The sequence below is a fragment of the Amycolatopsis sp. cmx-11-12 genome (assembly GCF_046269425.1).
Taxonomy (GTDB): Bacteria; Actinomycetota; Actinomycetes; order Mycobacteriales; family Pseudonocardiaceae; genus Amycolatopsis.
Window position 1 is genome coordinate 1 of sequence record NZ_JADNQM010000014.1, and the last position, 26,596, is coordinate 26,596.

Genomic DNA, 26,596 nt, shown 5'->3' on the forward strand with positions numbered 1-26,596 from the left:
GGCTGATCCACCACGGCGACTGGGAAGTCCGCATGGCGGCCGACGGGCTGCCGGAATTCATCCCGCCCCAGTACCTGGATCCGTTACGAAGAACCCGGCGCAACACCCTCCCCGCCTGACTCTGACCGAGGAGCCCGCCAGCCACACCGGCGACGGGCCCCTCGGCATGCCCACACGAGACCCGAAGCCCGCGACTCTTGATCAAGGAGCCACGGTCGCCAGGCCAAGGCAGAGTCCCGGCAAAGTCAGGGTCTTCAGGTCGGGTGGCTATTGGTCGCTGCGCGAGGCTGGCGATGAAGGATTTGGGACGCCCCCGAGTAAGGAAAGAGTCCTTCACTACCCGCCACCGTGGTCCCTGATGACACTGAGACGGACGTGACACCAGCGCCCCGACCGCCAGCACGACACCTTTTGCCTCGACGACGAGATCGGCGTCATCTCCCTCATCGACACGAGCGCCCACGGGCCTGCTCACTCAGCGGCTGCACCCTCATCAAAGTGCTCGCGGCACGAGCCGACTGGCCCACCTACCTAGCCCGTCGCAGAAGTCCAAAGCCCCCCGCCCACCAGATCGTCCAACTCGGCCGCGAAGAGCACAGCAGGATCGAACCCCATACCCGCGAAGTGCCCAGCCAGTTCGAGAGACAAGACGCCGTGGATCCGGGTCCAGAAGGTCACCGCACTACGGAGAACCGCGGACGCCACCGGCCTGCCACCAGCCCAGTCGCGATGATCGTCGAGATGAGCTTCGAACGGCGTCGCCCGCCCACCTTCGGGACACTCGGCGTGGACGTCGAGCAGCACGGTCATGATCTCGTTCGAGATCTTCGTGGTGTCGTCGGGCGCACGGTAGCCGGGGATGGGCGTGCCGTAGACGAACAGGTATCGCTGAGGGTCCGCCAGCGCCCAATCCCTTATGGCGTAGGCGACTTCGGCCACGCCGCCGCCTGAATCCGCGGCGGCCTGGACGGTGTCGGCGAGGCTCCGATAGGCGTCGCGGATGAGGTCCGTGATCAGGTCGTCGCGACTGGTGAAGTACCGGTACAGCGCGGGGCCGCTCATGCCCACATGTTTGGCGATCGCGTTGAGGGACAACGCGGACACGCCCGCGGTGGCGAGCTGTTCCCACGCGTACCGCTTGATCTCCGCGCACACCTGAGCCCGGTAGCGCTCGCGCGAGGTCTTCGCGTCCATCGACTGCTCCTTCCGGGTCCATCGCCGCGTTCAGTTAGAGGTTATCACTTTCTCTATTGACACTCGCGCTGTCGTGGTTATAGCTTCTAACTATCACAAGTAGCACTAACTAGCCCCCAGGCGAGGAGAAGAACCATGACGGACACCCAGCCCGCCCCGAAGACCCGCCGCCGCACCGCCGCACGTGCCGCCGTACTCGCCCTCCCGTTGACCGTCGGCTTGCTGGGCGGCGTCGTCACGCCGGCCCAGGCCGCCACCGCCACCCCCGCCCCGCTGTCGTGCCAGGGCAAGACCATCGACACGACGGCCCCGATCCACTACCGGACCGAGACCCTCATCAACGCTCCCCTGAGCAAGATCTGGCGGCTACAGACCGACGTCGAGCGCTGGCCGTCCTGGCAGGAGCCGGTCCTGACCAACGAGCGCCTGGACTGGGGCCCGCTCCGGAAGAACTCCCGGTTCCGCTGGACCACCCCGGCGCCGCCCACCGCCACTACCCCCGCCACCACGCTGTCGATCACCTCGACCGTGCACCAGATCCAGCGCGGCAAGTGCATCCGCTGGAGCGGGCCCGCGGTCGGCGAGGGTCTGAGTATCGACAACGGCATCCACGTCTGGAACTTCACCGAGGTCAAGGGCGGCGTCCTCGTCCGCACCGAGGAGAACTGGTCCGGCGCCCAGGTCGAGGCCGACGTGCCCACCGCGACCAAATTCCTCGGCTGGGGCCTCGAAGCCTGGCTGAAGGATCTCAAAGCCACCGCCGAATCCCACTGCTGACTCACACCCGCCCGCCTTCAGGAGGAAACGATGTCCACCCAGACGCTCGACCGCGAAACCACCACCCGCCGCGCCCCGCGCTCCGTCATCATCTCGGCCTGGGCCGTCCCGATCATGATCATCGGCCAGTTCGCGATGATCGCCATCGTCCCGGTCGCCCTCGTCCTGATCGGCACTTTGCGCGACGCCCGGCTCAAGGCGCTTCGCTGGGGCGCGATCGCCCTCACCGCGGCCTACCTCACGCCCCTGGCGCTCTGGGCGATCGGACCCGAACGCGCACAGAGCCTCTCCAAGGACATGCACCCCGTCTTCGCCGCGATCATCGTGGCCGTGGGAGTGGCGTTCGCCGTCGCTTTCCACGTCTTGCGCCGGAAGTCCCGCTGAGCACCGGCGCTGTGCCCCGCGAGTAGGTGACTACTTGCGGGGCACGCCGTCCGTGAACGAGGGGATCACGCCGTACGAGGCCTTCCGCGAGGCCCGCCGCAGAGTCGCCAGCACGGCCGGCCCCAGCACCAGGATCGCGACCGTGTTCGTGATCGCCCGCCCGGTGTCCCAGCCCGCCGTCGAGGTCAGCAGTGTGAACACGGCGAACCGGTGCAGGTTCTCCAGCAGCGGAGCGCCGGGAACGTACGAAATGTGCCCGTCGTGGTATGGCACTTCGGCGTCGGTGATGAACGGCCAGAACCACAGGTTCATCAGGAATCCGAACACATACGCGACGAAGATCCCGTAGCCCACCAACATCGCGATCTCGGCCTTGCCGGTGACGCGGCGCGGCAGCAACCCGGCGCCCATCCCGATCCACGCCGAGCACATCATCTGGAACGGCAGCCACGGTCCGACACCCGCGGTCAGCAACGCCGACGCGAACAGCGACGTACAGCCCAGCACGAAACCGAAGCCGGGGCCGAGCACCCGTCCGGCGAGCACCAGCAGGAAGAACACGGTCTCGATACCCGCGGTCCCCGCCCCCAGTGGCCGCAGCGCCGCGTTCACCGCCGAAAGGACGCCGAGCATCGCGAGGGCCTTGGAGTCCATGCCCCCTTCGGACATCTCGGCCAGCACGATGACGATCAGGATCGGCAGGATGCCGATGAACACGAACGGCGCGTCCGGGCCGTGCTGCATCGACTGCGGTTCGACGCGGACCAGCAGCGGCCACACGAACATCATCAGCCCGGCGAGCGAGGCGAGCCCGAGCACCGTCGCCGAGCGCGGGCCCAGCCGGACGGCGGGAGCGGTGTTCACCGGACCTCCTGCGGAAGCGCCGAGCGGACGTCGTCGACGGTGAGCCACGGTTCGCCGAGGATCTTGGCGACCTGTGTCGCGAACGCCGGCGAGCCACCGAGCACCTCGCCGGTCGGACCGTTCGAGACGACCTCTCCTTCCGCCATCACGACCACGCGGTGCGCGATCGTCGCGACGAATTCGACGTCGTGCGTGGCGACGACCACCGCCTTGCCTTCGGCCGTCAGCGACGCGATCATCTGCGCCAGCGCGGATTTCGCGGTGTAGTCGAGGCCTCGGGTGGGTTCGTCCAGCAGCATGATCCGCGGCGCGGCGGACAACTGCACCGCGAGCACGAGCGCGAGACGCTGTCCCTCCGACAGGTCGCGCGGATGCGAAGCGGGGTCGGTGCCTGGAGCGAGCCTGTCGAGCAGACCCCGGCAATAACCCGGTTCCGCGCCCGACTCCGCGTCGGCGGCCTCGCATTCGGCGGCGACGGTCTGCAAGTACAACAGGTCGCTCGCGGTCTGCGGCACCATGCCGACGAGGGCGCGGGCCGCGGCGCTACTCAGGGTCTTCGGGTCCTTGCCCTCGACGGCGACCTTGCCGCCCTGCCGCGGGCCGGAACCCTGCACCGCCCACAGCAGCGACGACTTGCCGGAACCGTTGCGGCCCATCATCGCCAGCACCTCACCGGCGCGCAGGGTGAGATCGACTTCCCGCACCGCGACCTTCGGCCCGTACCGTACGACGACTCCGGACGCGGTCAGCAGCTTCTCGCCCGCGGTCACGGTCCGATCCGGCGGAGTCCCCAGTGACAGCGAAGAAGCCCGGCGACGGGCGTCGCGCACCGTCATCGGCAGCGGATCCCAGCCCGCCAGCCGTCCTAATTGGACGATCGGCGGCGCGATCGGCATGTCCTTCAGCACCTCGGGCGGCGGGCCGTCCACCACTCCCCCGGTGCCGGGCAGGTAGATCATCCGGTCCGCGAACGGGATCACGCGTTCCATCCGGTGCTCCGCCATGAGCACCGTCGTGCCGAGGTCCTCCACCAGCCTGGCGAGCGTCGCCAGCACTTCCTCGGCCGCCGTCGGGTCCAGCGCGGACGTCGGTTCGTCCAGCACGAGCACCTTCGGGTGGGTGGTGAGCACCGAGCCGATCGCCACCCGCTGCTGCTGCCCACCGGACAGGGTCCGTAGCGCACGACGACGAAGTTCAGCGATACCAAGGAGATCCAGGGTTTCCTCGACGCGGCGCCGCATCACCTGCGGGTCGAGGCCGAGTTGTTCCATCCCGTACGCCAGTTCGTCCTCGACGGTGTCGGTGACGAAGCCCGCGAGCGGGTCCTGGCCGACGACACCGACCAGGTGCGCGAACTCGCGCGGCGGCCGGGACCTCGTCGTGATGCCGTCGACGGACACCGTGCCGTCCAGGTGACCGCCGGTGAAATGCGGGACGAGACCGTTGATCGTGCCGAGCAGCGTCGACTTCCCCGCCCCCGTCTGACCCGCGAAAAGCACGAGTTCGCCTTCGCCGATGGACAGCGTCACGTCGGACAGCACCGGTTCGGAGCGGCCATGGTAGGTGAAGGAGACCTGATTCAGTTCGATCATGCGTGCGCTTCTTTTTCGTGCGCTGCTTCTTCCAGCGCGGCGTGCGGGGGTTCGGGCACCGGGGTCAGGAAGGCGGGCAGCACGCCGATCAGCACCCCGAGCAACGGCCCCCACGACAGCGACGGCCAGGACAGGTCGATCAGTGACGGGTTCATGTTCATCGGGTTCACGGCGGACGTCGTGAACAGGATCGCCGCCACGCCGATCCCGCTCGCGGCCACGACGAGTTCGGGCAGCTGCCAGCGATCGGGCCGGTAGCGGGTGCGCTGGACCCGTTTGCCCGCGGACCAGAATCCGGCGAGCCCGACCAGCACTCCGGCGGTCAGCACCGGCGCGGCGAGGTATCGGGGCGTCGAACCGTCCAAAGTGGCGTAAACGCCGACGCAGACGCCGATCAAGCCGATGATCATCAGCGTGCCGGTGAGCAGCCGGGCACGCGCTTCGACCATTCCCGCACGGCCGTAGCCGCGTGAGTCCATCGACGCGGCGAGTTGCAGCGAGCGGGAAAGCGCGTCCTCCAGCACCGGGATGAGGACAGTGTGCAAGGCCTTCACCTTCTTCTTGCCCGAACCGCCCCGCAGCTTGCGAGCCCGCCGGACCCGCAGCACGCTTTCGGCGAGTTGCGGGAACACCGAAAGCGCGACGATAACCGCGGTGCCGACCTCGTACAACGCCGGCGGCATCGCCTTCAGCAGGCGTTTCGGATTCGCCAGCGCGTTGGCCGCGCCGAGGCAGATCACCATCGTGGCCAGCCGCATCCCGTCGTAAAGCCCGCCAAGCAACGATTCCGCGGACACGTCACCGAAGAGCCGGATACCGGCCGCCCATTCGGGCAGCGGGATTTCGGGCAGCCGCAGGATGATCGTGGACCCCTCGGCGCCGCCGAACACGACGCGGAAGAACACGCGGATCACCACGATGAACGCGCCGAGGTACAGGTAGAGCCGGAACGCCAGCGCCCACGGCGCTTCGGATCGCCGGGCCACGACGACGTACCCCGCGACGGCCACGATGGTCAGCAGCAGCCACGGGTTCGTCGTCCGGGTCGCGGCGACGGCGAGGCCGAGCGCCCACACCCACCAGGCGGCCGGATGCAGGTCGCGCGGCAGGAAGTAGGACGTCATCAGGCTCCCTGCGCGCGTTTCCGTCTGCGTGCCAAGAAGAATCCGGCCACACACAAGGCCAGCACGGCTCCGCCCGCGGCCCAGGGCGCCCAGTCGTTGGCGCCGGACTCGCGTTTGATCACCGCGTTGACGTCCTCCGCGTTCTCGCCGCCGGTGAACGCGACGTTCATCGACGGATCCTTCGCCTGCGGCCGCGCCGAGGCGCTCGGACGCGGCTTGGGCGGCGGCAGCGCACCGGCACTCGGGCCAGTAGCCGGGGCTTCCCCTTGCCCGGCATCGGCTTCCGCTGTCGACTGTGGACCGTCGCCCGTCTGCTGCTGCCCGCTGCCGCCTTGCGGTCGCTGCTGCCGTTCGTCCGGGTCGTCGGTGACGGGTTTGGCTTCCTCACGTGGCACACAAGGCTGGCTCTCGGTTCCCGGGCGCACGGCGGAGACCCGCGGGATCGGGTTGGACTCCGCGGTGGCGTTCAGCGAGAACGACCAGCCTTCGAAACCACCGGGGGTGAAGTCGCGGTTCTTGACGCCCCACTGGCTGTAGTCCCACGCGCAGTTGTTCGAGGCGTGCCAGTACGACCAGTAGGCCTGCGCCGGCGGCGTGTCGATGCACAGCTCGCGGTACTTCTCACGACCGGCGATCGGGACGTTCTCGGCGGCCGACGGGCGGTTCTCGACCCGGCAGATGAACGCCTCGCCCCATCGCTGCGCGCCCGCGATCTGGAAACCCGCGCCCTTGAGCGCGTCCAGCCCGGTGCCGCGGGTGGGCTGGGGATTGCAGCGCACGATGGTCGTGCCGCCGAGTTGCTGGAAGTCGACGACCACGGTCACCCCGGTGGCGTCTCTGCAGAAACCCGGATATCCCTTGCTCTGGTCGACCGCGTGGGCGGCGGGCGCCGTGGCGGCGATCAGGAAGATCGCCGCCACCACCCCGAAGACCCTCCTCATTGGACAGTGCGAGCCGGGTTGGTCGGCGTGACACCGGGCGGCGGGTTGGTCGTGGCCGACTTGTTCAGCGAGAACGACCAGCCCTCGAAACCGCCGGGGACGACGTTGCGGTTGAGCGCGCCATGGCTGCTGTAGGTCCAGGTGGACCCGGAACCGTCGGCGTACCAGTAACCCCAGTACGCGCCGGCGGGCGGGGTGTTGACGCACGGTTCCTTGTAGTTCGGGTTGCTCGACAGCGGGATGGTCTCCGTCGCGGACGGACGGCCTTCCAGGCGGCACACGAAACCGAGCCCCCAGCGGGCGGTACCGGCGACGGCGATCCCGGCGTCCTGCAACGCCTTGATTCCGGTGCGGTCGGTGCCGGGATTCGCGTTGGGCGAGCACCGGGTGATCGTCGGCGCGGCGGTGCCGCCGTTGCCGTCCAATTCCTGGAAGTCAACCACGACGGTGACGCCGGTGAGGGCGTCGTTGCCGGTGCAGATCCCGTTGTACCCCGCGGCTTGTGCGGGCGCGGCCACGGCGGTGGCGAGTCCGGTCAGTCCGATGAGGACGGACGTGACGGCGAGCAGTCTTCTCATGGTGTTGCCCCCTTGGTTTTGATGAAACGGCGAAGCAGGAAGATGAGCACGATCGCGGCGGCCAGCAGGAGCACCGCGATGCCGACGAGTCCCCAGGTCATCCACGTCGGCTGAGTGGACTGGGCGGCGGCCTGCAACTGGGTGCCGGAAACGGCGTTCGCGGCGCCTGCCTCCGAGAGCGGCAGCCGGATCGCGGGCGACAGCGGCGAATCCGCGGCGGTGAGCCAGGAGCGCCCCGCGACACCTTGCGCGGCGGCCAAACTGGTCGGGAAGTCGGTCTTCCCGTCACTCGCCACGACGGATCCCTTGGCGAAGCCGCCATCGGCCTGCACCAGCTTGCCCAGCGACCGTGCGGTGCCGCTCGCGTCGAGGCCCGCGATCTGCCGTGCGGCCGCGACGGAGGCGCTGAGCGCGACGTCCGGCTCACCGGCTTCCCCGGTCACCATGCCCGTGCCGGTCGGCCGGACGCCGAGGGCGCCCACCGCGGAGACGAACGCCGACACGCGCCGCTCGGACCAGCCGTCCGGTCGTTTGGTCGACGGCGCCGCGTCGGTGACCGGCCGGACCGCCAGCGCGGTGACCGCGGCGGCCGTCGCACCGAGATCGCCGGAGCCGCATTCCGCGGTGTCGAGGTGCTTCGGGAAAGTGCCGTCGGCGCATTGGCGCGAGAGCAGCAGTTCGACCGCGGCGCCGGGATCGGCGGCGGTGGCGAGCAGCGCCCAAGCGTGCCTCTCGACCGTCTCGTCGGCGTCGGCGAAGGAACCGGTGTCAGTGAACTTTCCGTCCTCGCCCCGGAGTTTCACCAGATCGGCGCGCATTTGACCGGCGACGTCCGCCTTCGCGAACTCGGCGACGAGCACGAGTTTGGCGAGCGGTTCGGCGTAGGCCGCCCCGCTCTGTTCATACGGCGCACCGTGGGCGTAGGCCTGCACGGCTTCCGGTGTGAGCAGGAACTTCGACGCGCGAGCGACCGTGTCCGGCTGCTCGTCCAGCGCCCGCAATGCCAGCACGAGATCCGCAGTGGCGTCGTAGTCGACGTAGGTCTTGCCGTCCTCGGTGACCTCGACGTGGTCACCGCCGACGAGCCGGTTCGTCAGGTACGTGCCCAGCCGGGAGGCCGGGGTCGCCGTTTCCGGGATCGCGACGGGAGTCGAAATCGCCGCGGGCGGCGGAACCCGTGCACCCGAGGACGCCCTCGGAGTGACGGCCTTCTTGGGCTTCGGCATGGTGGTCTTCGGCGCGGTGGTCTTCGGCGCGGGCTTGTTCGCCTCGGGTTTGGCCGCGGGCGGGGTGTCCGTGACGGTGACCGTGCTCGGCGCTGGTGAGCTGGGGGCGAGAGACGAGGACGTTCCCGGCGTCGGCGTCACCGACGTCGTGGTGGTCGAAGTCGTGGTCGTCGTGGTGGTAGTCGTCGTCGTAGTGGTCGTGGTGGTGCTGGTCGGCGCCGGGTCGCTCGTGGTCGAGGTGGGCGTGCTCGTGTCGGACGTGGTGGACGTCGGCGGCGCCGCCCCCTTCGCGAGCGAGTAGAACCCGATCTGGGACAGCCCGAGTGAACCCTGGGCGCCGGCACGGATCCAGGTGTCGAGCCCGCTGATGCCGTTGGTGCGCGCGGCGACGTAGGAATCCGGGTTGTAGGCGATCGCGCCGAGGTCGCCGGCGAGCCTGTTGCCGGAGTCGGCCGCGGCGTTCGCCTGCGCGGATTTGAGGAACCGCACGCCCTTGTCCACCGCCGCGTCGGCGCCACCGGCGTCGGCGAGGGCCTGGACGATCAGCCCGGTGCTGTTGCTGTTCGGGGCTTCGGTGCCGACACCACCGCCCCAGCCACCGCCGGGAGTCTGGTTCGCGATCAGCCAGGAAACCGTCCTGGCGATCGGCCCGTCGAGTCCCGCGGCGCCCGCCTTCCGCGCGGCCAGCATCGCCGACAGCGCGAGACCGGTGGCGTCGCCGTCCGAGGGAGACAGGTCGAACGGCCTGCCCTCGTCGCAGGTCGAGACCTTGTAACCGGTCGGCGTGACGTGGTCACCGGTCTCGGTCGTCTTGACGTAGCCGAAGAAGATGCGGAAATAGCCCTCGGAACACTGCTGCGTCACCATCTTGTCGATGGCGAGCCGATCGTTCTCCCCCACCGCGGCGAGCCCGATCACGCCGAGCGCCTGCCCGAACATGTTCGCGTTGTTGGGCACGGAATCGGCGAGTTCGGGATCCTTCGAGTAGTCGCTGACCCGGCCGATGTCGGGGCCCTTGCGCATGATCGCGCCCTTGGTCTCGGCGACCATGTCGTATCCGTCGAAGTTCCGGGGATTCCGGCCGGAGACCTCGGCGGCGACCAGGGTCTTGGCCGCGGCACCGCCGACGATGACCTTGTCGTATCCAGCGCCGGGTACGAGGCCGTCCCAGGTGAAGTAGTCGGTGGCGTGGCCATGGTCGTCGAGGAACTTCACGATCGGCTCGGCGCTCTTGCCCTCGCCCGAGGCGTACATCGAGAACAGCGCGTCGATCATCAGGCCGTGGTCGGGCAGTGCGCCGCCGTTGGGGTTCTCGAACGTGCCGTCCGGCTTCAGCTTGGTCGCGAGCCAGCGGGAGTTCGCCTGCGCCGCGTCGCGGTCGCCCGCGGCCGTCGCCGTGCCGGTGAGCAGTGCGGCGACCACGCCGACACTGATGGCGAACGCCGATGCGGCCAGATACCCGCGACGCATGACTCCTCCTTGCGGCCGTGGCGGAGGACAGGCGCGGGGCGCCGCGGTCACCCCTGTTTATCGCGACAGTGGTTCGTTCATCCACCCGTGCGGCATCCCGGCTCGCCCTGGTCAAAGGGCCCACGGTTGCGCGACAGCGCCGGATTTCGACCGGCTTCCCCGTCACGGGCGGCGGTGTTCAGTTGTCGAGCCCGCCGAGGTTAACACCCGATTACCCGCGGCAGGCACCGCTGACCAGGTCGGTTGCCAGGATCACATCGATACTCGCGCCCGGCGGTACCCCGGCGCTTGACCGGGATGAGACTCTTCGGGTCGTCCACTTGGAAAGGGTTCTCATGAGACGTTTGGTCCTCGCTGTCACCATGCTGTGCGGCATCGGACTGGTCGCCGCTCCGGCGGCGACCGCTGCCACCTCGAACAAGGCGGACGCCGCCGCGGGCTGGCTCGCCAGGCAGATGGTCGACGGGGAAAGGTTCGAGGCCGACTTCGGCGGCCAGAAGTTCCCCGACCAGGGTTTGACGATCGACGCGATCTTCGCGTTCGCCGCGGCCGGGGTGTCGGACACGAACGCGGGCAAGGCGATCACCTGGCTGGCGAAGCCGGAGATCACCACGGGTTACGTCGGCGGCGGCACCGAGGCCTACGCGGGCGCGCACGCCAAACTGCTGCTGGCCGCGCAGGTCCGTGGCAAGAACCCGGCGTCGTTCGGCGGTGTCGACCTGAAGGCGGGACTGCTCTCGCTACTCGCGCCGTCCGGCCGGTTCTCCGACCGGTCCGAGTTCGGCGACTACTCCAACGCCTTCAGCCAGTCGCTCGCCCTGCTGGCGCTGGACCGCACTCCCGCGGGCGCCCCCGCGTCGGCCGTGACGTTCCTCGCGGGCACCCAATGCGCGGACGGCGGTTTCCCGCTGAACTTCGGCGAAGCGACGTGCACGAGCGACGTCGACTCGACCGCGACGGTCGTGCAAGCCTTGCGCGCCACCGGTGACGCGGTGAACGCCGGTGAGGGCACTTCCTGGCTGGTCACCAAGCAGCACGCGAACGGCGGCTTCGGCGTTGGCGCGAACGCCCCGAACTCCAACAGCACCGGCCTCGCCGCGGAAGCGCTCGCCGGTCACCGTCCCGCCGCCGCGGTCAAGGCGCGGGAATTCCTGCGGTCGATGCAGACCGGCTGCGCCGGTGCCGTGGCGGACCGCGGCGCGATCGCCTACGACGCCACCGGCCTGAACCCGGCGACCGCCCCGCGCGCGACCGCGCAGGCGATCCTCGGCCTGACAAGGGTTCCGCTGAGCGACCTGCACGGCGGTGGCCGTCCGCAGGCCCCGGTGCTCGCCTGCCCGTGACGTCACCTCGCTGGGGCGGGACCCGCGGTCCGTGAAGGACTCCTTGAGGGACCCAAAGTCCCTCAAGGAGTCCTTCACGGACCTGGAACGCCACCATCGGCCCCAACGCGAAGGCCCCCTTCCTTTCGCTAGGCGCAAGGAAGGGGGCCTTCATGTACTTCAGACGACAAGGGCGCCGGCACCGAGAGGATCGGGTCGGTCCTGAGTGGCGATTCGTGTTAGGGCCGATCGTGTCTTAGGTACCTACTGGGTTTTGGGTGCGATCGATCGCAGGTTCGGTCCGTGACGTCCGGCGGCTGTGTCGCGAAAGCCACTTTCGGGACGTCTGATGTCCCGAAAGTGGCTTTCGCGACACGGGGGCGGACTGGTGTTGGCTTTACGGCGGCCCGGGCCAGTGGGTCGTGAGTGGCGATTCGGGTTGGGAACCGTCCTTACCACTCACGAGCCATGGTGTTATGAGGCGCGGAGCGGCTCGATGGTTTTCGCCAGCTCGTCGAGGTGCTCCAGGGTCTCGGCCTCGGGCAGCGTCGGCAGCATGAGGGAGACCTCGTCGACCCCGGCGTCGGCGAGTCGCCTCAGCAAGTCGGGATCGGCCGGGGCGCCGAACACGCTGATCCGGACGTCTTCGCGACCTTGGTCGGCGAGCCAGGACCGGACCCGGCGCAACTCCTCCGGCGGTGTCACGAAATGCGGCAGCCACCCGTCGGCGTGCTCGGCGAGCCGTTTGAGCCCGGCCGGGCCCTGACCGGCGACGTAGATCGGCGGATGCGGCTTCCGCGTCGGCTTCGGCCAGGAGTAGACCGGGTCGAAGTCGATGTGCTTTCCGTGGAACTCGGCCTCGTCCTTGGTCCAGATCTCTTTGAGCGCTTGGAGTTGCTCGGTCAGCAATGCGCCTCGGGTGCGCGGGTCGACGCCGTGGTTGCGCATCTCTTCGATGTTCCAGCCCGCCCCGACGCCGAAGATCACCCGTCCCTCGGAGAGCAGGTCGAGACTGGCGATCTCCTTGGCCGTGTAGAGCACGTCACGCTGGATCATCAGGGCGACCGCCGTGCCCAGCTTGAGATTCGACGTGACCGCCGCGACGGCGGCGAGCGCCACGAAGGGGTCGAAGTTGCGCAGGGCGCCTCGCGGCAGCTCACCGCCGGGGTACGGGGACTCCCTGCTCACCGGGATGTGGGAGTGTTCGGGGAGGTAGAGGGAGTCGAACCCCTTCTCCTCGATGGCCGCCCCGAGCACGTGGGGCCGGATTCCTTCGTCGGTCACTGCCGTCGCGATACCGAAGTCCATACCGTGCAACGACTCCCCGCGTGGCCCGGGTATTCCCACCGCAATTCGGCACCTCATTGCACGCGGGTCCCGCGGTCGGTGTTCCCAATGTCGCATTGGAGACGCTCAGTGTCTCCAATGCGACATTGGGGACGTCAGCCACACAGCCAGCCGAGAGAGTCGCACCCACCCACCGCAACTAGGGGACTAATTGCGGGGGTCGGTCACTCCCCGGCGGCGACGCGGCGCGCGAGTTCCACGCGTGACCGGACCCCCAGTGCGGTGAAGATGTTCCGCAGGTGGTGGTCCACGGTCCGGTGGCTGATCACCAGCCGCCGCGCGATCTCCTTGTTCGTCTCTCCCGCCGCCACCAGCCGCGTGATCGCGTCCTGCTGCGGGGTGAGCCCGGCGAGGGACCGGTGTGGCGCGTCGACGGTCTCGCCGGTCGCGCGGAGCCCGGCGCGGGCCCGGTCGGCGAACCGGGTCGCGCCGACGTTTTCGAAGCCGCGCAAGGCATCGCGGAACTGGTCGCGTGCGTCCCTGGCCCGCCGGTGCCGTCGCAGCAGGGTGGCGTAGGCGAACCGGGTCCTGGCGAGTTCCACCGCACCGCCCGCGCGCCGGTGTGCCTCGATGGCCAGCCGGAAGTGCCGCTCGGCCACCACCGGATCCGGCGCGGTCAGCGCGTGACAGCGATGGCTGAGTGCGAGCCAGCACGGTTCGGCCCCCGCCAGGGTCCAGCGGTCGAACACCTCCAGCGCCGTCCGCGCGCGCTCGGGCTTGCCGGAATGCACCGCGGCCTCGACCAGTTGCGGCGTGGCGAGCACGCGGATCACCGGCTGGTCGCCGGAAACACCCGACGCGAGATCTTCGAGCCTGCTCAGGGCGTCGTCCGGCCGGTCTTCGGCAAGGTCGAGGCAGGCGTTGGCCCACGCCGCGACAGCCGCGGGCCTGCCGAGGCCGCGTTCGGCGATCCCCTCGGTCGCTTCGTCCAGTTCCGGGACGCGGTCCCCGAGGAGCGCGGCGGCGAGCCCGAGCAGCGTCAGGTGTTCCATCCGCAGGTTTTGGGGCGCGCGCAAACCGTCGCGGGACGCCGCCCGCGCACACGGGATCCGGTCGAGCGCGATCGCCGAGAGCGAGAGGTAGATCAACGCCCACGGCAGCTCCGCGTGCCGCCTGCCGAGCCGCGCGCGGCTCACGGCCGCGGCCGCGTACTCGTGGGCCCGCTCGGCGTGCCCACGAGCGAAGGCCGCTTCGGCGGCCCAGACGGCTCCGGCGACGTCGGCGCCGGACATCCCCCGACGGACGGCGTCGTCCAGTGGCAGGTCGGCGTCGTCGTGACGTCCGGCGTAAACCGAGGTCATACCGCGGAAATGCGCGAAGGCGAGGCCGTCTCCGGCGGGGATCGTCCGTGCCAGGGCCCGGTATCCACCGAGGTCACCGCCGAGCCGCCGCGCCTCGCCCGCCAGCAGGAGCGCGGCCGCGGGATCGGCCAGCAGTTCCGCCGCCGTGCCGAGTTCGTGGGTGGCGACCGCCGGATCGCCGTCGCGCAGTTCGATCTCGCCGTGCAGCAACGCCACCGCGCCCGGTTCGGCGTCGACCCGCGACAGCAGCAGCCGCGCCCATCCAGGCCTGCCCGCCTGCCAAGCCGCGTCGGCCGCGGCCAGCAACCGTTCCGCCCGCACCGAACGGTCGGTGGTCAAGACGGCGGCACGTTCGAGCTGCCGCGCCGAGGCCGCGTGATCCGCCGCGGGCGCCGCGACGAGGGCATCGGCCAGCGGCTCGGACGGCGCGGCGGTCGCCATCGCGCGGTGCCAGAGCACGTCCGGCCCCTCCCCCGCGGCGGCCAGATACTCGTGCGCCGCCCGGCGATCCGCCGGTGACGCCGCCGCGTACCAGGTCGCCTTGCCCGCCGAAATGTCCATACAGGTGACGAGAAAACGCAGACGCTCGGCGGGCGGCATCGCGTCGAGCCTCGCCGTGTACCCGGGCAACCGCTCCCGCAGGACCGGCGACACCGGTTCCCTGCCCGCCGCCTGCGCGGGAGTCAGCGAGGCGGCCAGCGCGACCAGATCGGCCGGATTACCGCCACCGAGTTCGACCAGCTGCGGCCGCACGCCGGCGGGCACACCGCGGTCCCGCAACACCAGGTCAGCGGCGGAATCGGTCAGCGGCGTCAGCTCGACGGTCTCGAACTCGTCGGACCCTGATCGCGACACGAGCACCATCCCGACCGGCGCCCCGGCCAGCCTCCGGGCCGCGAAACCCAGTGCCGACAGGGATTCCGGGTCGACCCACTGCGCGTCGTCGACCCAGCAGATCGTCGGTACCGAAACGGCGCTGAGCCGATCGCGCGCCGCCACACCACCGGACACCGGGGCGCCGAACAACCGATGCAGCGCGCCATACGGCAACGCGCGTTCGGCCCGCAGACCCCGCACCCCGACGAGGCGGACACCGAGCGTGGCGCGCAGAGCGGTGAGCAAGGCCGACTTGCCCAGCCCTTCCGCCCCGCGGACCAAGACGGCGTGCCCGGCGACCGACCGCAGCCCGCCGAAGAGGTCGTCCCTGCCCCGCAACGGGTACACGACGTCCCGGACAGGCATCGGCGCCTCCTCGAATCCCTTCGATGAAACACCAGGCGCAAGTGTTTCACAAGGTCCGGCTGGGCACCCGCCCCTCCACCAGCGCTCCGAGCAGCGTCGACGCCGCGTCGAGGTCGGGTGTCCGCGACGCGAGGACGTCCGAATACAGGAACGCCTCCCCCAAGCGGACGATCGCATAGCAGAGGCTGTCCAGGCCGACCGCGGGCACGAATCCGCCGTCGTCGACGTCGCGGCGCAGCAACTCGACATGCGCCGCGATGACCCTCGGCTGGACGCGTCCGTCGGGGTCGGTGAGCAGCCGGATCGCCAGCACCGGCTCGTCGTCGAGGAAGCGGCGGAACCCGGCGCTCGCCGCGAGCACGGAGCGGTACTCGCGCATGATCGCGAGACAGCGCAGTTCACCGGCCGCGTTGCGCACCACGTCGCCCTCTTCGCGCTCCCAGGTGCGCACGGCGGCCGTCAGGGTGCGCTCGGACAGGTAATAGAGGGCATCACCGAGCAGGTCTTCCCGGTTTCCGGCGCGGCGGAACAGGGTGCTGCGGGAGATGCCCAGATCCTGGGCGAAGGCGGAGGTGTCGACGCGGACGCCGCGATCGATCCACCGCGCGGCGGTGCGGACTATGTCCTCGGCTGAGGGATTCACGATCGCCGATCGTACGGGCGACCGGCCCGGCGAGTGCGGCCGCGGACGAAGACTGGCGATTTCGCCGATGCAGTCCCTCGCGTCCGTTTGCCACAGTCCATCACCACGGACTGTGTTCAACGGCGAACGGAGAGGGCACCATGCGTAGTACGACCCGGATCCTTTGTGGACTGGCGGCCGTCGCGGCACTCGCTATCGCTCCAACGGCCTACGCCGCCGAGAACCCGTACGAACGAGGCCCGGATCCGACCGAGAGCAGCATCGAGGCCTCCCGTGGCTCGTTCGCGGTCTCGGAGACGTCGGTGTCGCGGGTGTCCGTCACCGGTTTCGGCGGCGGCACCATCTACTACCCGACCAGCACTTCGCAAGGCACCTTCGGCGCGGTCGCCATCTCACCGGGCTACACCGCGACCCAGTCGAGCATCGCGTGGATCGGCCCGCGGCTGGCGTCGCAAGGCTTCGTGGTGATCACCATCGACACCAACACGATCTACGACCAGCCCGCCAGCCGCGGTGACCAGCTGCTGGCCGCGTTGGACTACCTGACCCAGCGCAGCACCGTGCGTTCTCGCATCGACACCTCGCGCCTCGCGGTGGCCGGCCACTCGATGGGTGGCGGCGGCTCGCTCGAAGCGGCACAGGACCGGCCGTCGCTGCAAGCCGCGGTGCCGCTCGCGCCGTGGAACACGCAGAAGTCGTGGTCGTCGCTGCGGGTGCCGACGTTCGTCATCGGCGGCGAATCCGACGCTGTCGCGCCGGTCGCTTCGCACTCGATCCCGTTCTACACCAGCATTCCCGCCTCGGCGGAGAAGGCGTACATGGAACTGGACAACGCGAGCCACTTCTTCCCGAACACGGCGAACACGACTATGGCCAAGTACACGATCTCGTGGCTGAAGCGGTTCGTGGACAACGACACCCGCTTCGAGCAGTTCCTCTGCCCCGCCCCGGACGACCGCGCGATCAGCGACTACCGGGACACCTGCCCGCACGCGTGAGCGCCTCGGGTCCCGGCGCGCCCGCGCCGGGACCCCCTTTCGCCGTTAGGAGTTCTTGCGTGACCCTGTCGACCTTCGAGATGTCCGGCGTTTCGGTGACCTTCGGTGGTCTCGTCGCGCTGTCCGACGTCTCCCTGACCGTCGCCCCGGGCCAGGTGCTCGGGGTGATCGGCCCGAACGGGGCCGGCAAGACCACGCTCTTCAACGTGGCGTGCGGTTTCATCCGGCCGGACACCGGCACGCTGACCTGGCGCGACACCGAACTGCGGCGGCTGCGCCCGCATCATCTCGCCGGCCTCGGCATCACCCGCGGGCTTCAGGAACTCGGTCTCTTCGACCGGATGACGGTGCTGGACAACGTCCTGGTGGGCGCCGACAGGCACGCGCGAGCCGGCTTCTGGTCGTCACTGCTTGGCCGGACCCGGGACGAGAAAACCCTGGCGGAGCGGGCGATGGCGCAGCTGAAAGAGTTCGACCTCGCCGACGTCGCCCATCGTTATCCCGCCAGTCTTCCTTACCCCGTCCGGAAACGCGTCGCGCTCGCGCGGGCGCTGGTCAGCGAAACGGATCTGCTGCTGCTCGACGAACCGGCGGGAGGCCTGTCGTCGGCCGAGATCGGCGAACTCGGCGAACTGGTCCGAGGCCTGACCGAACGCATGTCGGTGATGCTCGTGGAACATCACATGGATCTGGTGATGAGCGTATGCGACCAGATCGTGGTGCTGGACTTCGGCAAGGTGATCGCCCGCGGTACACCGGACGAGATCCGCGCGGACCCGGCGGTGCAGGCGGCTTACCTCGGCGAGGAGGTGGCCGGTGCTGATCGTCGATAGCCTCTCGGCGAGCTACGGCCCGGTCAAGGCACTCGATTCCGTGAGCCTGTCCGTCGCCGAAGGCGAGATCACCGCCGTCCTCGGCGCGAACGGCGCGGGCAAGACCACCTTGCTGCGCACCATCTCCGGACTCGTCCGGCCGACGAGCGGCAGCGTTTCCCTCGGCGGCAGGGACATCACCAGAGTGTCCACAGAGGACCTTCCCGCGCTCGGCCTCGCCCATGTTCCCGAGGGCCGTGGCGTGCTGGCCGAACTGACGGTCGAGGAGAATCTGCGGCTGGGCGCGCTCGGATCCGGCAGCCGCGCGACCTCCCGTCAGCTACGCCGGATCTACGACCTGTTCCCGGTGCTCGCCGAACGCAAAAGCGGTCTCGCACACGTACTTTCCGGTGGAGAACGGCAGATGCTGGTGATCGGCCGCGCGCTGCTGTCCCGGCCGAAAGTGCTGCTGCTGGACGAGCCGTCGCTGGGTCTCGCCCCGCGGATCGTGGCGCAGATCTTCGACCTGCTGCGCGGTCTCGTCCGCGACGACGGGCTGGCCGTCGTGCTGGTCGAGCAGAACGCGCGCAGCGCGCTGTCCATCGCCGACCACGGCGTCGTGCTCAATCTCGGCGAGGTCGTCGTCCGGCGGGAAGCGGCGGCACTGGTCGCGGACGACGGACTTCGGCACGCCTACCTCGGATTCTGAAAGGAGCCTCGTGCAGCAACTGCTGACCACCGCGCTCACCGGGCTGACTCTCGGCGTAGTCTACGCCGCGTTCGCACTGGCGCTGGTGCTGATCTGGCGGGCGACGCGGATCGTGAACTTCGCGCAGGCGCCGATGGCGATGATCACCACGTACATCGCGCTGGTGCTGATCGACGCGGGCTGGTCGTACTGGCTCGGTTTCGCCGTCGCCCTGCTTTCGGGCCTGGTGCTCGGCGCGCTGGTGGAACGGTTCGTGGTCCGGTTCGTCTCCGGCAAGGCCGAGATCAACGCCGTGATCCTCACCCTCGGGCTGTTCATCGTGCTGCACGCGCTGGCGGCACTGGTGTTCGGCTCGCGGTACCGGTCGTTTCCCGCGCCGTTCGGCCTCACCGGCTTCCAGGTCGGTGGCACGACGATCGCGCTGACCGGGTTCGGCGTGTTCACCATCGTCGCGGTCGGCGTGGTGCTGACCGGGCTCGTGTTGTTGTTCCGCGGCACCGATCTCGGCCTGCGGATGCGGGCCGCGGCCTTCGACCAGGAAGTGGCGCGACTGCTGGGAGTGCGGGTCGGGCGGATGCTCACACTCGGCTGGGCGCTGGCCGCTCTCGCCGGTTCGCTCTCAGGGCTGCTGATCGCGGGCGGCGGTCTCGTCCATCCGTCCTATATGGACGGTGTGGTCGTGTACGGATTCGTCGCCGCGGTGCTCGGCGGGCTGGACAGCCCGGTGGGCGCGGTCGTCGGCGGCGTCGTGCTGGGCCTGTCGCTGAGCCTGGTCAGCGGGTACGTCGGCTCGGAACTGGTGCCGCTCGCCGCGCTGGCGATCCTCATGGTGGTGCTGCTGCTCAAACCCGGCGGGCTGTTCGCAAATGTCCGTGAGCGGAGGGTCTGACGTGCTGCGCAGACATCTGCTGTTCGCCCTCGCCGCGCTGGTCGTCGTCGTACTCGTGCTCGAGAACACCGGCCCGTTCCTCAACGCGCAGTTCACCGCGATGGCGTACTTCGCCATCGCGGCGGGCGGCCTGACCGTCCTAACGGGACTCAATGGTCAACTGTCCCTCGACCACGGCGCGCTCATGGCTGTCGGCGCGTACTCGACGGCGTTGCTGCTGAAGTCGGCGGATGCCTTGCCGTTAACCGTGATCTTGCTGCTGGCAGTAGTGATCACGCTGGCCGTCGGAGCGCTCGTGGGTATCGCCGCGGCCCGGCTGCACGGGCCGTACCTCGCCGGTGCGACACTCGCGCTCGCCGTCGCCGTACCCGGGATCCCGTTGTTCTTCGGCGAATCACTCGGCGGCGAGCAAGGCCTCGCCGTCCGCATGCCGGAAATCCCCGGCTGGCTCGCGGACGCCGCGTACTTCGTCACCGGCCAGGACCTCACGCCGATCCGTTACCTCGCCTACATTTCCTGGCTCGCCGTGCTCATCGTGTTCGTGCTGCTGGCGAACCTCTCCGGAAGCCGCGTCGGCCGCAACTGGCGGGCGGTGCGCGACGGCGACGTGGCCGCCGAACTCGCCGGGATCGACCTCGGCCGCACGCGGGTGCAGGCTTTCGTTGTCAGCGCCGGATGCGCGGGGCTCGCCGGGGCGCTGATGGCGTTGTCCGCGCGGCTCGCGGCGCCGAGCGGGTTCGCGCTGACGTTGTCGCTGCTGCTGGTGTCCGCGGTGGTGCTCGGGGGTTTGGGGAGCCTCGTCGGCGCGCTCGCGGGGGCGGCGCTCCTGACATTCCTGCCGCCGCTGGTGACCGGCGCGGGAACGGACCTCGGGCTGTCCGACGTCCAGGCCGCGCATCTGGCGCCGTTGATCTACGGCCTGGTCACCGTCCTGATCGTGCTGCTCGCACCGGCCGGACTGGCAGGCGGGCTGCGGAAACTCATCCACCGGAGGAAAACCTCATGAAACGCTGGACCAAGATCGTGGCCCTCTTCCTGGCCGTCACGGTCACCGCCGCCTGCGGCGCGGGCGGCAGACCCGAGGGCGAGGAGAAGGGCTCGGCCGTCGGCGTCACCGACACCACCGTCAAGATCGGGGCGCACTTCCCGCTCACCGGTGTCGCCGCGCCCGGCTACAGCGAGATCCCCAGCGGCCACCAGGCCTACTACGACTACGTGAACGCGAACGGTGGGATCAACGGCCGCAAGATCGAGTTCGTGGTGAAGGACGACGGGTACAACCCGACGAACACCAGCGCGGTCACCAACGAACTGGTACTCAAGGAAGAGATCTTCGCGATGGTCGGCGGTCTCGGCACGCCGACGCACAGCGCCGTCGTCGACTTCCTGAACAACTCGAAGGTGCCGGACCTGTTCGTGTCGTCGGGATCGCTGCGCTGGGGCGACGATCCGAAGAAGGCACCGTTCACCTTCGGCTGGCAACCGGACTACGAGATCGAAGGCAAGATCATCGGCGACTGGGTGCGGAAGAACCTGCCGAACGCCAAGGTCGGCCTGTTCGTGCAGGACGACGACTTCGGCCGCGACGGCGAGAAGGGCGCGCGCCGCTTCCTGGACAAGCAGATCGTCGAGGTCGCGAAATACTCGCCGGGCAACACCGACATCGCGCCGCAGATCGCGAAACTCAAGGCCGCGGGCGTGGATCTGGTGCTGGGCTTCAATGTTCCCTCCTACACCGCGCTTTCGCAGCTGGCGTCGCTCAAGATCGGTTTCAAGCCGAAGTGGTTCTACAGCAGCGTCGGTTCCGACCCGGCGCTCGTCGGCTCGCTGCTCGCCCGGTTCTCCGAAGGCAAGGTGACCAACGGCGCGTCGCTCATCGACGGCGTCCTCACCACGGAGTACCTGCCGGGCGTCGACGCTCCGGACAACGCGTGGACGAAGCTGTGGCAGAACATCTGGAAGGCGCACGGCAAGGGCGGCGACCTGACGAACTACCGGATCTACGGGATGGCGCAGGCGTACACGTTCGTCCAGGCCCTGCAAGCGGCCGGACGGGACCTGACCAGGGAGCGTGTCGTCGAGGTGATCCAGCAGTCCGGCAAGACGTTCGAGGGCCCTGGCCTGGCGCCGTTCCGCTACACCGCGGACAGCCATATGGGAATCTCCGGCATGTCGGTGGTCGAACTCAACGGCGGCGTCGGCAAGGACCTGACGCCGGTCCTGGTGACCGACATCGGCGACGCGCCCATCGAGGCGAACGACTCCGCGGCCAACGACGCGCCGCCGTCGAACGGCATTCCGGGAGCGGGCAAGTGAGGACGTAGGGACCAAGCCGTTCGACAGGTGCCGACAGCGTCGACGGTGTTGACACCGCCTGACCGCCCTGCCATCCTCCCTAACAACTGTTAGGGAGGATGCAACGATGCATCACTTTCGTCGTTCCCTGCTTACCGTCACTGTCATGATCACGGCCGAGTTCACCGGGCCGTCGTGCGGACTGTGCGACGATCCTGCCTTCAGCGATGTCCGCCGCAACGACAAGGCCGACCTTGTCCAGTGAAAGGAAACCAAAGACTTCCGGCGCTGATGTTCGCGACTTCACCGCGCTGACCCGAGTCCGGGCGGGCACACCATGCCTTCCCCCCGGCAGCGGTGAAGGCACGGAACTGCGAATCCTGCTGGAGTCGCTGGGCCTGTTCGCACACCATGGCTACCCGGCCATCAGCGTGCGGCAGATCGCCGGCGCGGTGGGTATCAAAGCACCTAGCCTGTATGAGCACTTCCGCGCCAAGGAGGATATCCTGGCGCGGCTGGTCCTCATTGGACACCGCGCCTTGTGCACGGCGTTCGAGCGCACAATCGGCAGTTGCGAGGCTGATCCGGTCACGCAGGTGCGGGAACTGGTTCGAACGCACGTGCTCAGTCACGTCACCTACCCACTGCTGGCCATTGTCACCAACGACGAACTGCACCACCTGACGCCGGAGCGAGCGACGACAGCGCTGGAAATCCGCGAACGCACCGAACGAATCGCCGCCGAGGCGGTCAGGCGCGGTGTCGAACAGGGGTGCTTCGAGAGTTCCGGTCTCGTCGTCACCATGGCTGCGATCGCGAGCATGGGCGTGCGCGCACCGTACTGGTTCGTGCCCGCACCTGATTACGGGCCCGGTGATCTCGCTGACTCCTATGCCGAGCTCGCTGTGCGGATGCTCCTTCGGCGATCGCCTCGGGGCCTCTAGTTCGGTGCTGTGTCCAGCCACGCGGGGAGGCCTCGGTCGTTGCCCCGGAGGTGGATTGTGAGGTGCGCGTTGAGAACGGTAGTGGGATCACCCCGCGTGATGACCAGTTATGTCGGCAGACGTGCGGACGCGGCCGAGGTGCGGTCGGTACTGGGATCGGCGAGCCTGGTCACGTTGACCGGTACCGGCGGGGTGGGCAAGACCAGGTTGGCGGCGGACGTCGCCACCACCGCGGTGTCCGGTTTCGCCGATGGCGCCATCTTCGTGGAGTTGGCGGAACTTCGGGACGCGGGCCTGCTGCCCAACCTGGTCGCCGACCGGCTCGGCCTGCGGGTGCAGGACCAAGAGGGCGGGGCGATCACCCGCGGTGTGCTCGACTACCTGCGGGACCGCGCGATGTTGGTGGTGCTGGACAACTGCGAGCACCTGCTCGAAGCGTGCGCCGAATTCGCCGCGGCGACGCTCGCGCACTGCCCGCGGGTGAAGGTGCTGGCGACCGGACGTCAGTCGCTGAGGATAGCCGGGGAACAGGTGATGCGAGTGACGCCACTTCGGCTCCCCGACGAAGGCGCCAGGTACTCGCTGGAGAAGTTGCTGGACTTCGACGGCATACGGCTGTTCGTGGACCGCGCGTCCGCCGTCGTGCCCTCGTTTCGGCTCACTGAGGAGAACTCAGCCGACGTAATTCGCGTCTGCCGCGGGCTCGATGGCCTTCCGCTGGCGATCGAACTCGCCGCTGCCAGGATCCGGTTGCTGTCGCCTCGGCAGCTCGCCGACAAACTGGGCAGCCGTTTAGCGCTGCTGACCGCTGCTCCGCGCACGGCCCCGGACCGGCAGCGGACCCTGCGCGCCACCATCGACTGGAGCTACCACTCGTGTTCGGCGGCAGAACGGTCGGTGTGGGCACGGGCCGCGGTGTTCGCCGGGTCGTTCGACCTCGACGGCGCCGAGGTGGTGTGCGTCGGGCCCGGCGTCGAGCGCGACCGTGTCCTTGACCTGATCGACGGGCTGCTGGACAAGTCCGTGCTGACCCGCGAGGAGCACGGAGGCGTCGTTAGATTCCGGATGCTGGAAAGTCTGCGTGAATACGGACTGGAACGGCTGGACGAGGCCGGCGGGCGGTCCCACGCGGCACGCCGACACCGGGACTGGATCGACCAGCTCACCGAGCGGGCCGACCAGGACTGGGTCGGCCCGAACCAGCTCAGCTGGGTCGGGCAGTTGCGCCACGAGCAGGCGAACCTGCGCGTGGCGCTGGGATGGTCGCTCACCGAGCCCGATGAAGCAGATGCGGCGTTGCGGATCGCGTGCCGTCTCGACGAGTACTGGACCCTGCGCGGGTTCAACGCCGAAGCGCGGGGCTGGCTGGACCGCGCGCTGGCCGCCACGTCACCGGACCACCCGCAGCGCCCGCGCGCGCTCGCGGGCACCGCGCTCTACGCGTTGTGGCATTCCGACGTCGAACTGGCCGCGATCCGGCTCCGCGAAGCCGAAGAACTCGCCGTCGGCCGCGACGACAAAGCGCTCGATGCCTTCCTGACCTACGTCCGGAGCCTCGAGTCGATGATCCGCATCGGCGTCCACACCGCGGACCTGGCCGCGGAAGCCGCCGCCGCGTTCCGCGCCATTGGGATCGTCCGCCGCGAGCTGCACCCGCTCTACATCCAAGGCGTAGCGACCGCCTACCTCGGCGATCTCGACACGGCCCGCGAGGTACTACGGCGGATGGTCCTGTTGAGCGATTCGTGCGGCGAGCTGTACTACCGCAGCATCGGGCTCGCCGGGATCGTGCACGTCGAAGTCCAGTTCGGGGACGCCGACGCCGCGGCCGCCGCCGCGCGCGAGGGACTGGTCGCCGCCAGGGCGCTCGGTAGCCGGTTCCAGCTCGCGTACCGGCTCGACGGCCTCGCCTGGGTCGCGTCGCGACAGGGCGAACACGACCGGGCCGCGATCCTGTTCGGCGCGGCGGCCACCGTCTGGGAAGCCGTCGGCGCGTCGCCGGAAGTCGCGGTGGCGCTACCGCACGACCGCTTCTTGCGTGCCACCCGCGACGCGCTTGGCGACAGGTTCGGCGCCCATTTCGACACCGGCCGCGCCTTCACTGGCGAGAAAGCGATACGGTTCGCGCTCGGTGAGGAAACCGCGGGCACAACGGCACCGGCACGGCGGAGCGACGAACTCACCAAACGCGAGTGGGAGATCGCCGATCTCGTCACCGAGGGTCTGTCCAATCGGGACATCGCGGACCGGCTCGTCATTTCCCGCCGCACCGCCGACACTCACGTCCAGCACATCCTGACCAAGCTCGGGTTCCGCAACCGCGCGCAGATCGCGGTCTGGGTCACCGGCAAGCGGTGAGGCGCCGCCGCGGACGGCGCCCCATCCCGCTCAGACCTTGCCCGCCACGAACTCGGCGGCCTCGCCCGCCCTACGGCCATAACCGAGGTGCGGGAGGAAGGTCCCGCCGCCCGGCTCGCAGATCACGTCGCCCTTCGCGCAGAACTCCTTGGTGCGGTCGCCGTACTCGCCGGTGATGTGCTCGCCGCGCTTGGCGATCGGTGCACCGAACACCACGAGCGCGGCGACCCTCGACCCGAGCTCGGCCGGGATCGTCGCGACGATCGGGCCGCCGACGACGGCGCCCTCGCTGCTCACGCCCACCGAGTTGCCCACCACGTTGGCGCCCTGCGAATAGCCGACCAGCACGAACCGCTGACCGGGACAAGCGGCGGCCTGCCCGGTCACGTGGTCCACGAGATCCTTGTTGCCCTTCGAGGCCGAGTCGGTCGCCAGGCTGGCCGGGTAGTTGACCGCGTAACTGCTCACGGATTTCCCGGTGAGCTTGCCCCGCACCGCGGAGAAGACCGGGTCTCCGACGATGATGCCGAGCGCGCCCGGCTCACCGGTGCCCCTCGCGAAGACGACGTCGACGTCGGAACAGCTCGCGGCGGCCGCGGCGGGCGACGCCATGACCACCGACGCCCCGGCGATCGCAAGTGTTGCGGCAAGCGGTGCGACCATGGTTCGTTTCGGCACACGGGGAAAGAATCGACGGCAGGTGGAGCGCATGCAGGATCACCTTTTCTGCAGGGTTCGCGAAGTTGCGATCAAGCACCCGCACCAGCGAGGCCCGGGGTGCTGGGAAGTCTGTGCCCGGCGGCCTGGCGGACGCATCAGTCGAAATGCGTATTCAGCGCCATTCCCCTACGTATCCCGTGCGGTTCCCGCGTCTATTACCCAGTTGTTCGCGCAGCCGTGGATCTCTTCGAGGGGTAAGTCAAAGGTGTCGTCCAGATTCCTATATCGACACGAGACCACCCCGGTAGCACCATCACGTTGTGGTGGGGCCCTGGACGCAGTGGGCGGGGTGCGGAGGGAATTCGTTCTCCTGGTTCGCCTGTTGCGGGCCGAAGCGCCACATGACAGCATGCTGTCATGAGCGGCGATCAAGCTTGCGACGCCTACGCCGCGCTGATCGACCAAGTCGGTAGGCTCACCAACGTCGTCGAGGCGATCGGCAACGGCATCGCCCGGCCCACCGGCCAGAGCTTGGCGCGCTGGCAGGTCCTCGCCGAGATCGAGAACGAAGCCGCGCCCGTCGGGGCCATCGCCCACCGGCTCGGCCATACCCGCCAGAGCGTTCAGCGCGTCGCGGATCTGCTCGTCGACGACGAACTCGCCTGCACCCAGCTCGCCTTGCGCACCACCGAAGGCCTCGACCCGGAAAGGCTCGACCTCGCGCGCGAAACCCTCGGCGAACTACAACGCCGCCTCGAAGCCGAACTGCCCTGACCTCACGGCCGGTTCGGGTTTGAACCGGCGGGTTTCTGGACACTCAGTAACCCGTTGGCGTGAACCTCGTTGCCGCGTCAAGCAGACGGCGCCAGATGACGGGGCCCCGAGCGTGAGGTGGCGATCGAGAGATGGAAGCGGATTTCGGCGAA

General features: G+C 69.1%; 23 protein-coding genes and 1 riboswitch. Of the genes, 12 read left to right on the plus strand and 11 right to left on the minus strand.

Going from position 1 to position 26,596, the window contains the following annotated elements; genetic code table 11:
* Window positions 1–531 precede the first annotated feature (531 nt).
* Window positions 532–1,194: a TetR/AcrR family transcriptional regulator gene (locus ACLARN_RS20210; protein WP_409492987.1), complete on the minus strand. Its 663-nt coding sequence runs from the start codon at window positions 1,192–1,194 to the stop codon at window positions 532–534.
* A 135-nt stretch (window positions 1,195–1,329) separates the two neighbouring features.
* Between ACLARN_RS20210 and ACLARN_RS20215 the strand changes: the two genes are divergently transcribed.
* Window positions 1,330–1,971 (plus strand): SRPBCC family protein, encoded by a 642-nt coding sequence (locus tag ACLARN_RS20215; RefSeq protein WP_409492988.1) that lies wholly within the window; start codon window positions 1,330–1,332, stop codon window positions 1,969–1,971.
* A gap of 30 nt (window positions 1,972–2,001) precedes the next feature.
* Window positions 2,002–2,355, plus strand: a complete 354-nt coding sequence (locus ACLARN_RS20220) for a hypothetical protein (protein WP_409492989.1) — start codon at window positions 2,002–2,004, stop codon at window positions 2,353–2,355.
* A 30-nt stretch (window positions 2,356–2,385) separates the two neighbouring features.
* Here ACLARN_RS20220 and ACLARN_RS20225 read toward each other — a convergent pair whose 3' ends face one another.
* The 6 genes from ACLARN_RS20225 to ACLARN_RS20250 are packed head-to-tail and all read right to left on the minus strand — an operon-like array spanning window position 2,386 to window position 10,150.
* On the minus strand, window positions 2,386–3,219 hold the full coding sequence (locus ACLARN_RS20225) for an ECF transporter S component (protein WP_409492990.1): 834 nt from the start codon (window positions 3,217–3,219) through the stop codon (window positions 2,386–2,388).
* Window positions 3,216–4,811 (minus strand): ABC transporter ATP-binding protein, encoded by a 1,596-nt coding sequence (locus ACLARN_RS20230; RefSeq protein WP_409492991.1) that lies wholly within the window; start codon window positions 4,809–4,811, stop codon window positions 3,216–3,218. Before ACLARN_RS20230 ends, ACLARN_RS20225 begins: the two co-directional genes overlap by 4 nt.
* Entirely contained in the window at window positions 4,808–5,935 is a 1,128-nt protein-coding gene (locus ACLARN_RS20235; protein ID WP_409492992.1) for an energy-coupling factor transporter transmembrane component T, read from the minus strand. Before ACLARN_RS20235 ends, ACLARN_RS20230 begins: the two co-directional genes overlap by 4 nt.
* On the minus strand, window positions 5,935–6,876 hold the full coding sequence (locus tag ACLARN_RS20240; RefSeq protein ID WP_409492993.1) for an ABC transporter substrate-binding protein: 942 nt from the start codon (window positions 6,874–6,876) through the stop codon (window positions 5,935–5,937). The genes ACLARN_RS20235 and ACLARN_RS20240 overlap by 1 nt, the downstream gene beginning before the upstream one ends.
* Window positions 6,873–7,454: a flagellar hook-length control protein FliK gene (locus ACLARN_RS20245; protein WP_409492994.1), complete on the minus strand. Its 582-nt coding sequence runs from the start codon at window positions 7,452–7,454 to the stop codon at window positions 6,873–6,875. Before ACLARN_RS20245 ends, ACLARN_RS20240 begins: the two co-directional genes overlap by 4 nt.
* Window positions 7,451–10,150, minus strand: a complete 2,700-nt coding sequence (locus ACLARN_RS20250) for a hypothetical protein (protein ID WP_409492995.1) — start codon at window positions 10,148–10,150, stop codon at window positions 7,451–7,453. The genes ACLARN_RS20245 and ACLARN_RS20250 overlap by 4 nt, the downstream gene beginning before the upstream one ends.
* A gap of 91 nt (window positions 10,151–10,241) precedes the next feature.
* Window positions 10,242–10,310: riboswitch (cobalamin riboswitch) on the minus strand.
* A 175-nt stretch (window positions 10,311–10,485) separates the two neighbouring features.
* Here ACLARN_RS20250 and ACLARN_RS20255 point away from each other — a divergent pair.
* Window positions 10,486–11,493: a prenyltransferase/squalene oxidase repeat-containing protein gene (locus ACLARN_RS20255; RefSeq protein ID WP_409492996.1), complete on the plus strand. Its 1,008-nt coding sequence runs from the start codon at window positions 10,486–10,488 to the stop codon at window positions 11,491–11,493.
* A 453-nt stretch (window positions 11,494–11,946) separates the two neighbouring features.
* On the opposite strand, the gene ACLARN_RS20260 is transcribed toward ACLARN_RS20255, so the two are convergent.
* The 3 genes from ACLARN_RS20260 to ACLARN_RS20270 form a co-directional block, all read right to left on the minus strand.
* Window positions 11,947–12,780, minus strand: coding sequence for an LLM class F420-dependent oxidoreductase (locus ACLARN_RS20260; RefSeq protein WP_409492997.1), 834 nt, complete (start codon window positions 12,778–12,780; stop codon window positions 11,947–11,949).
* 203 nt (window positions 12,781–12,983) lie between these two features.
* Window positions 12,984–15,362: a helix-turn-helix transcriptional regulator gene (locus ACLARN_RS20265; protein WP_409492998.1), complete on the minus strand. Its 2,379-nt coding sequence runs from the start codon at window positions 15,360–15,362 to the stop codon at window positions 12,984–12,986.
* Between the two features lie 46 nt (window positions 15,363–15,408).
* Window positions 15,409–16,005, minus strand: a complete 597-nt coding sequence (locus tag ACLARN_RS20270; protein WP_409492999.1) for a QsdR family transcriptional regulator — start codon at window positions 16,003–16,005, stop codon at window positions 15,409–15,411.
* Window positions 16,006–16,145: 140 nt separating this feature from the next.
* Here ACLARN_RS20270 and ACLARN_RS20275 point away from each other — a divergent pair, with 140 nt between their 5' ends.
* The 8 genes from ACLARN_RS20275 (at window position 16,146) to ACLARN_RS20310 (ending at window position 25,010) form a co-directional block, all read left to right on the plus strand.
* Window positions 16,146–17,003: an alpha/beta hydrolase family protein gene (locus ACLARN_RS20275; protein ID WP_409493000.1), complete on the plus strand. Its 858-nt coding sequence runs from the start codon at window positions 16,146–16,148 to the stop codon at window positions 17,001–17,003.
* An 80-nt stretch (window positions 17,004–17,083) separates the two neighbouring features.
* Complete coding sequence (locus tag ACLARN_RS20280; RefSeq protein ID WP_409493155.1) at window positions 17,084–17,836, plus strand: ABC transporter ATP-binding protein; 753 nt, start codon at window positions 17,084–17,086, stop codon at window positions 17,834–17,836.
* A complete protein-coding gene (locus tag ACLARN_RS20285; RefSeq protein ID WP_409493001.1) occupies window positions 17,820–18,524 on the plus strand; it encodes an ABC transporter ATP-binding protein in 705 nt (234 codons plus the stop codon). Before ACLARN_RS20280 ends, ACLARN_RS20285 begins: the two co-directional genes overlap by 17 nt.
* A gap of 10 nt (window positions 18,525–18,534) precedes the next feature.
* Window positions 18,535–19,413 (plus strand): branched-chain amino acid ABC transporter permease, encoded by an 879-nt coding sequence (locus tag ACLARN_RS20290; protein WP_409493002.1) that lies wholly within the window; start codon window positions 18,535–18,537, stop codon window positions 19,411–19,413.
* A gap of 1 nt (window position 19,414) precedes the next feature.
* Window positions 19,415–20,419: a branched-chain amino acid ABC transporter permease gene (locus ACLARN_RS20295; protein ID WP_409493003.1), complete on the plus strand. Its 1,005-nt coding sequence runs from the start codon at window positions 19,415–19,417 to the stop codon at window positions 20,417–20,419.
* Complete coding sequence (locus ACLARN_RS20300) at window positions 20,416–21,729, plus strand: ABC transporter substrate-binding protein (RefSeq protein ID WP_409493004.1); 1,314 nt, start codon at window positions 20,416–20,418, stop codon at window positions 21,727–21,729. The genes ACLARN_RS20295 and ACLARN_RS20300 overlap by 4 nt, the downstream gene beginning before the upstream one ends.
* 233 nt (window positions 21,730–21,962) lie before the next feature.
* Window positions 21,963–22,652: a TetR/AcrR family transcriptional regulator gene (locus tag ACLARN_RS20305; RefSeq protein WP_409493005.1), complete on the plus strand. Its 690-nt coding sequence runs from the start codon at window positions 21,963–21,965 to the stop codon at window positions 22,650–22,652.
* Window positions 22,653–22,751: 99 nt separating this feature from the next.
* Window positions 22,752–25,010: an ATP-binding protein gene (locus tag ACLARN_RS20310; protein ID WP_409493006.1), complete on the plus strand. Its 2,259-nt coding sequence runs from the start codon at window positions 22,752–22,754 to the stop codon at window positions 25,008–25,010.
* Between the two features lie 30 nt (window positions 25,011–25,040).
* Here ACLARN_RS20310 and ACLARN_RS20315 read toward each other — a convergent pair whose 3' ends face one another.
* Complete coding sequence (locus ACLARN_RS20315) at window positions 25,041–25,688, minus strand: cutinase family protein (protein ID WP_409493007.1); 648 nt, start codon at window positions 25,686–25,688, stop codon at window positions 25,041–25,043.
* Between the two features lie 399 nt (window positions 25,689–26,087).
* On the opposite strand from ACLARN_RS20315, the gene ACLARN_RS20320 reads away from it, so the two are divergent.
* The gene (locus tag ACLARN_RS20320; RefSeq protein ID WP_409493008.1) at window positions 26,088–26,444 is read left to right on the plus strand and encodes a MarR family transcriptional regulator; all 357 of its coding nucleotides are present in this window, start codon (window positions 26,088–26,090) and stop codon (window positions 26,442–26,444) included.
* The last annotated feature ends 152 nt before the right edge of the window (window positions 26,445–26,596 follow it).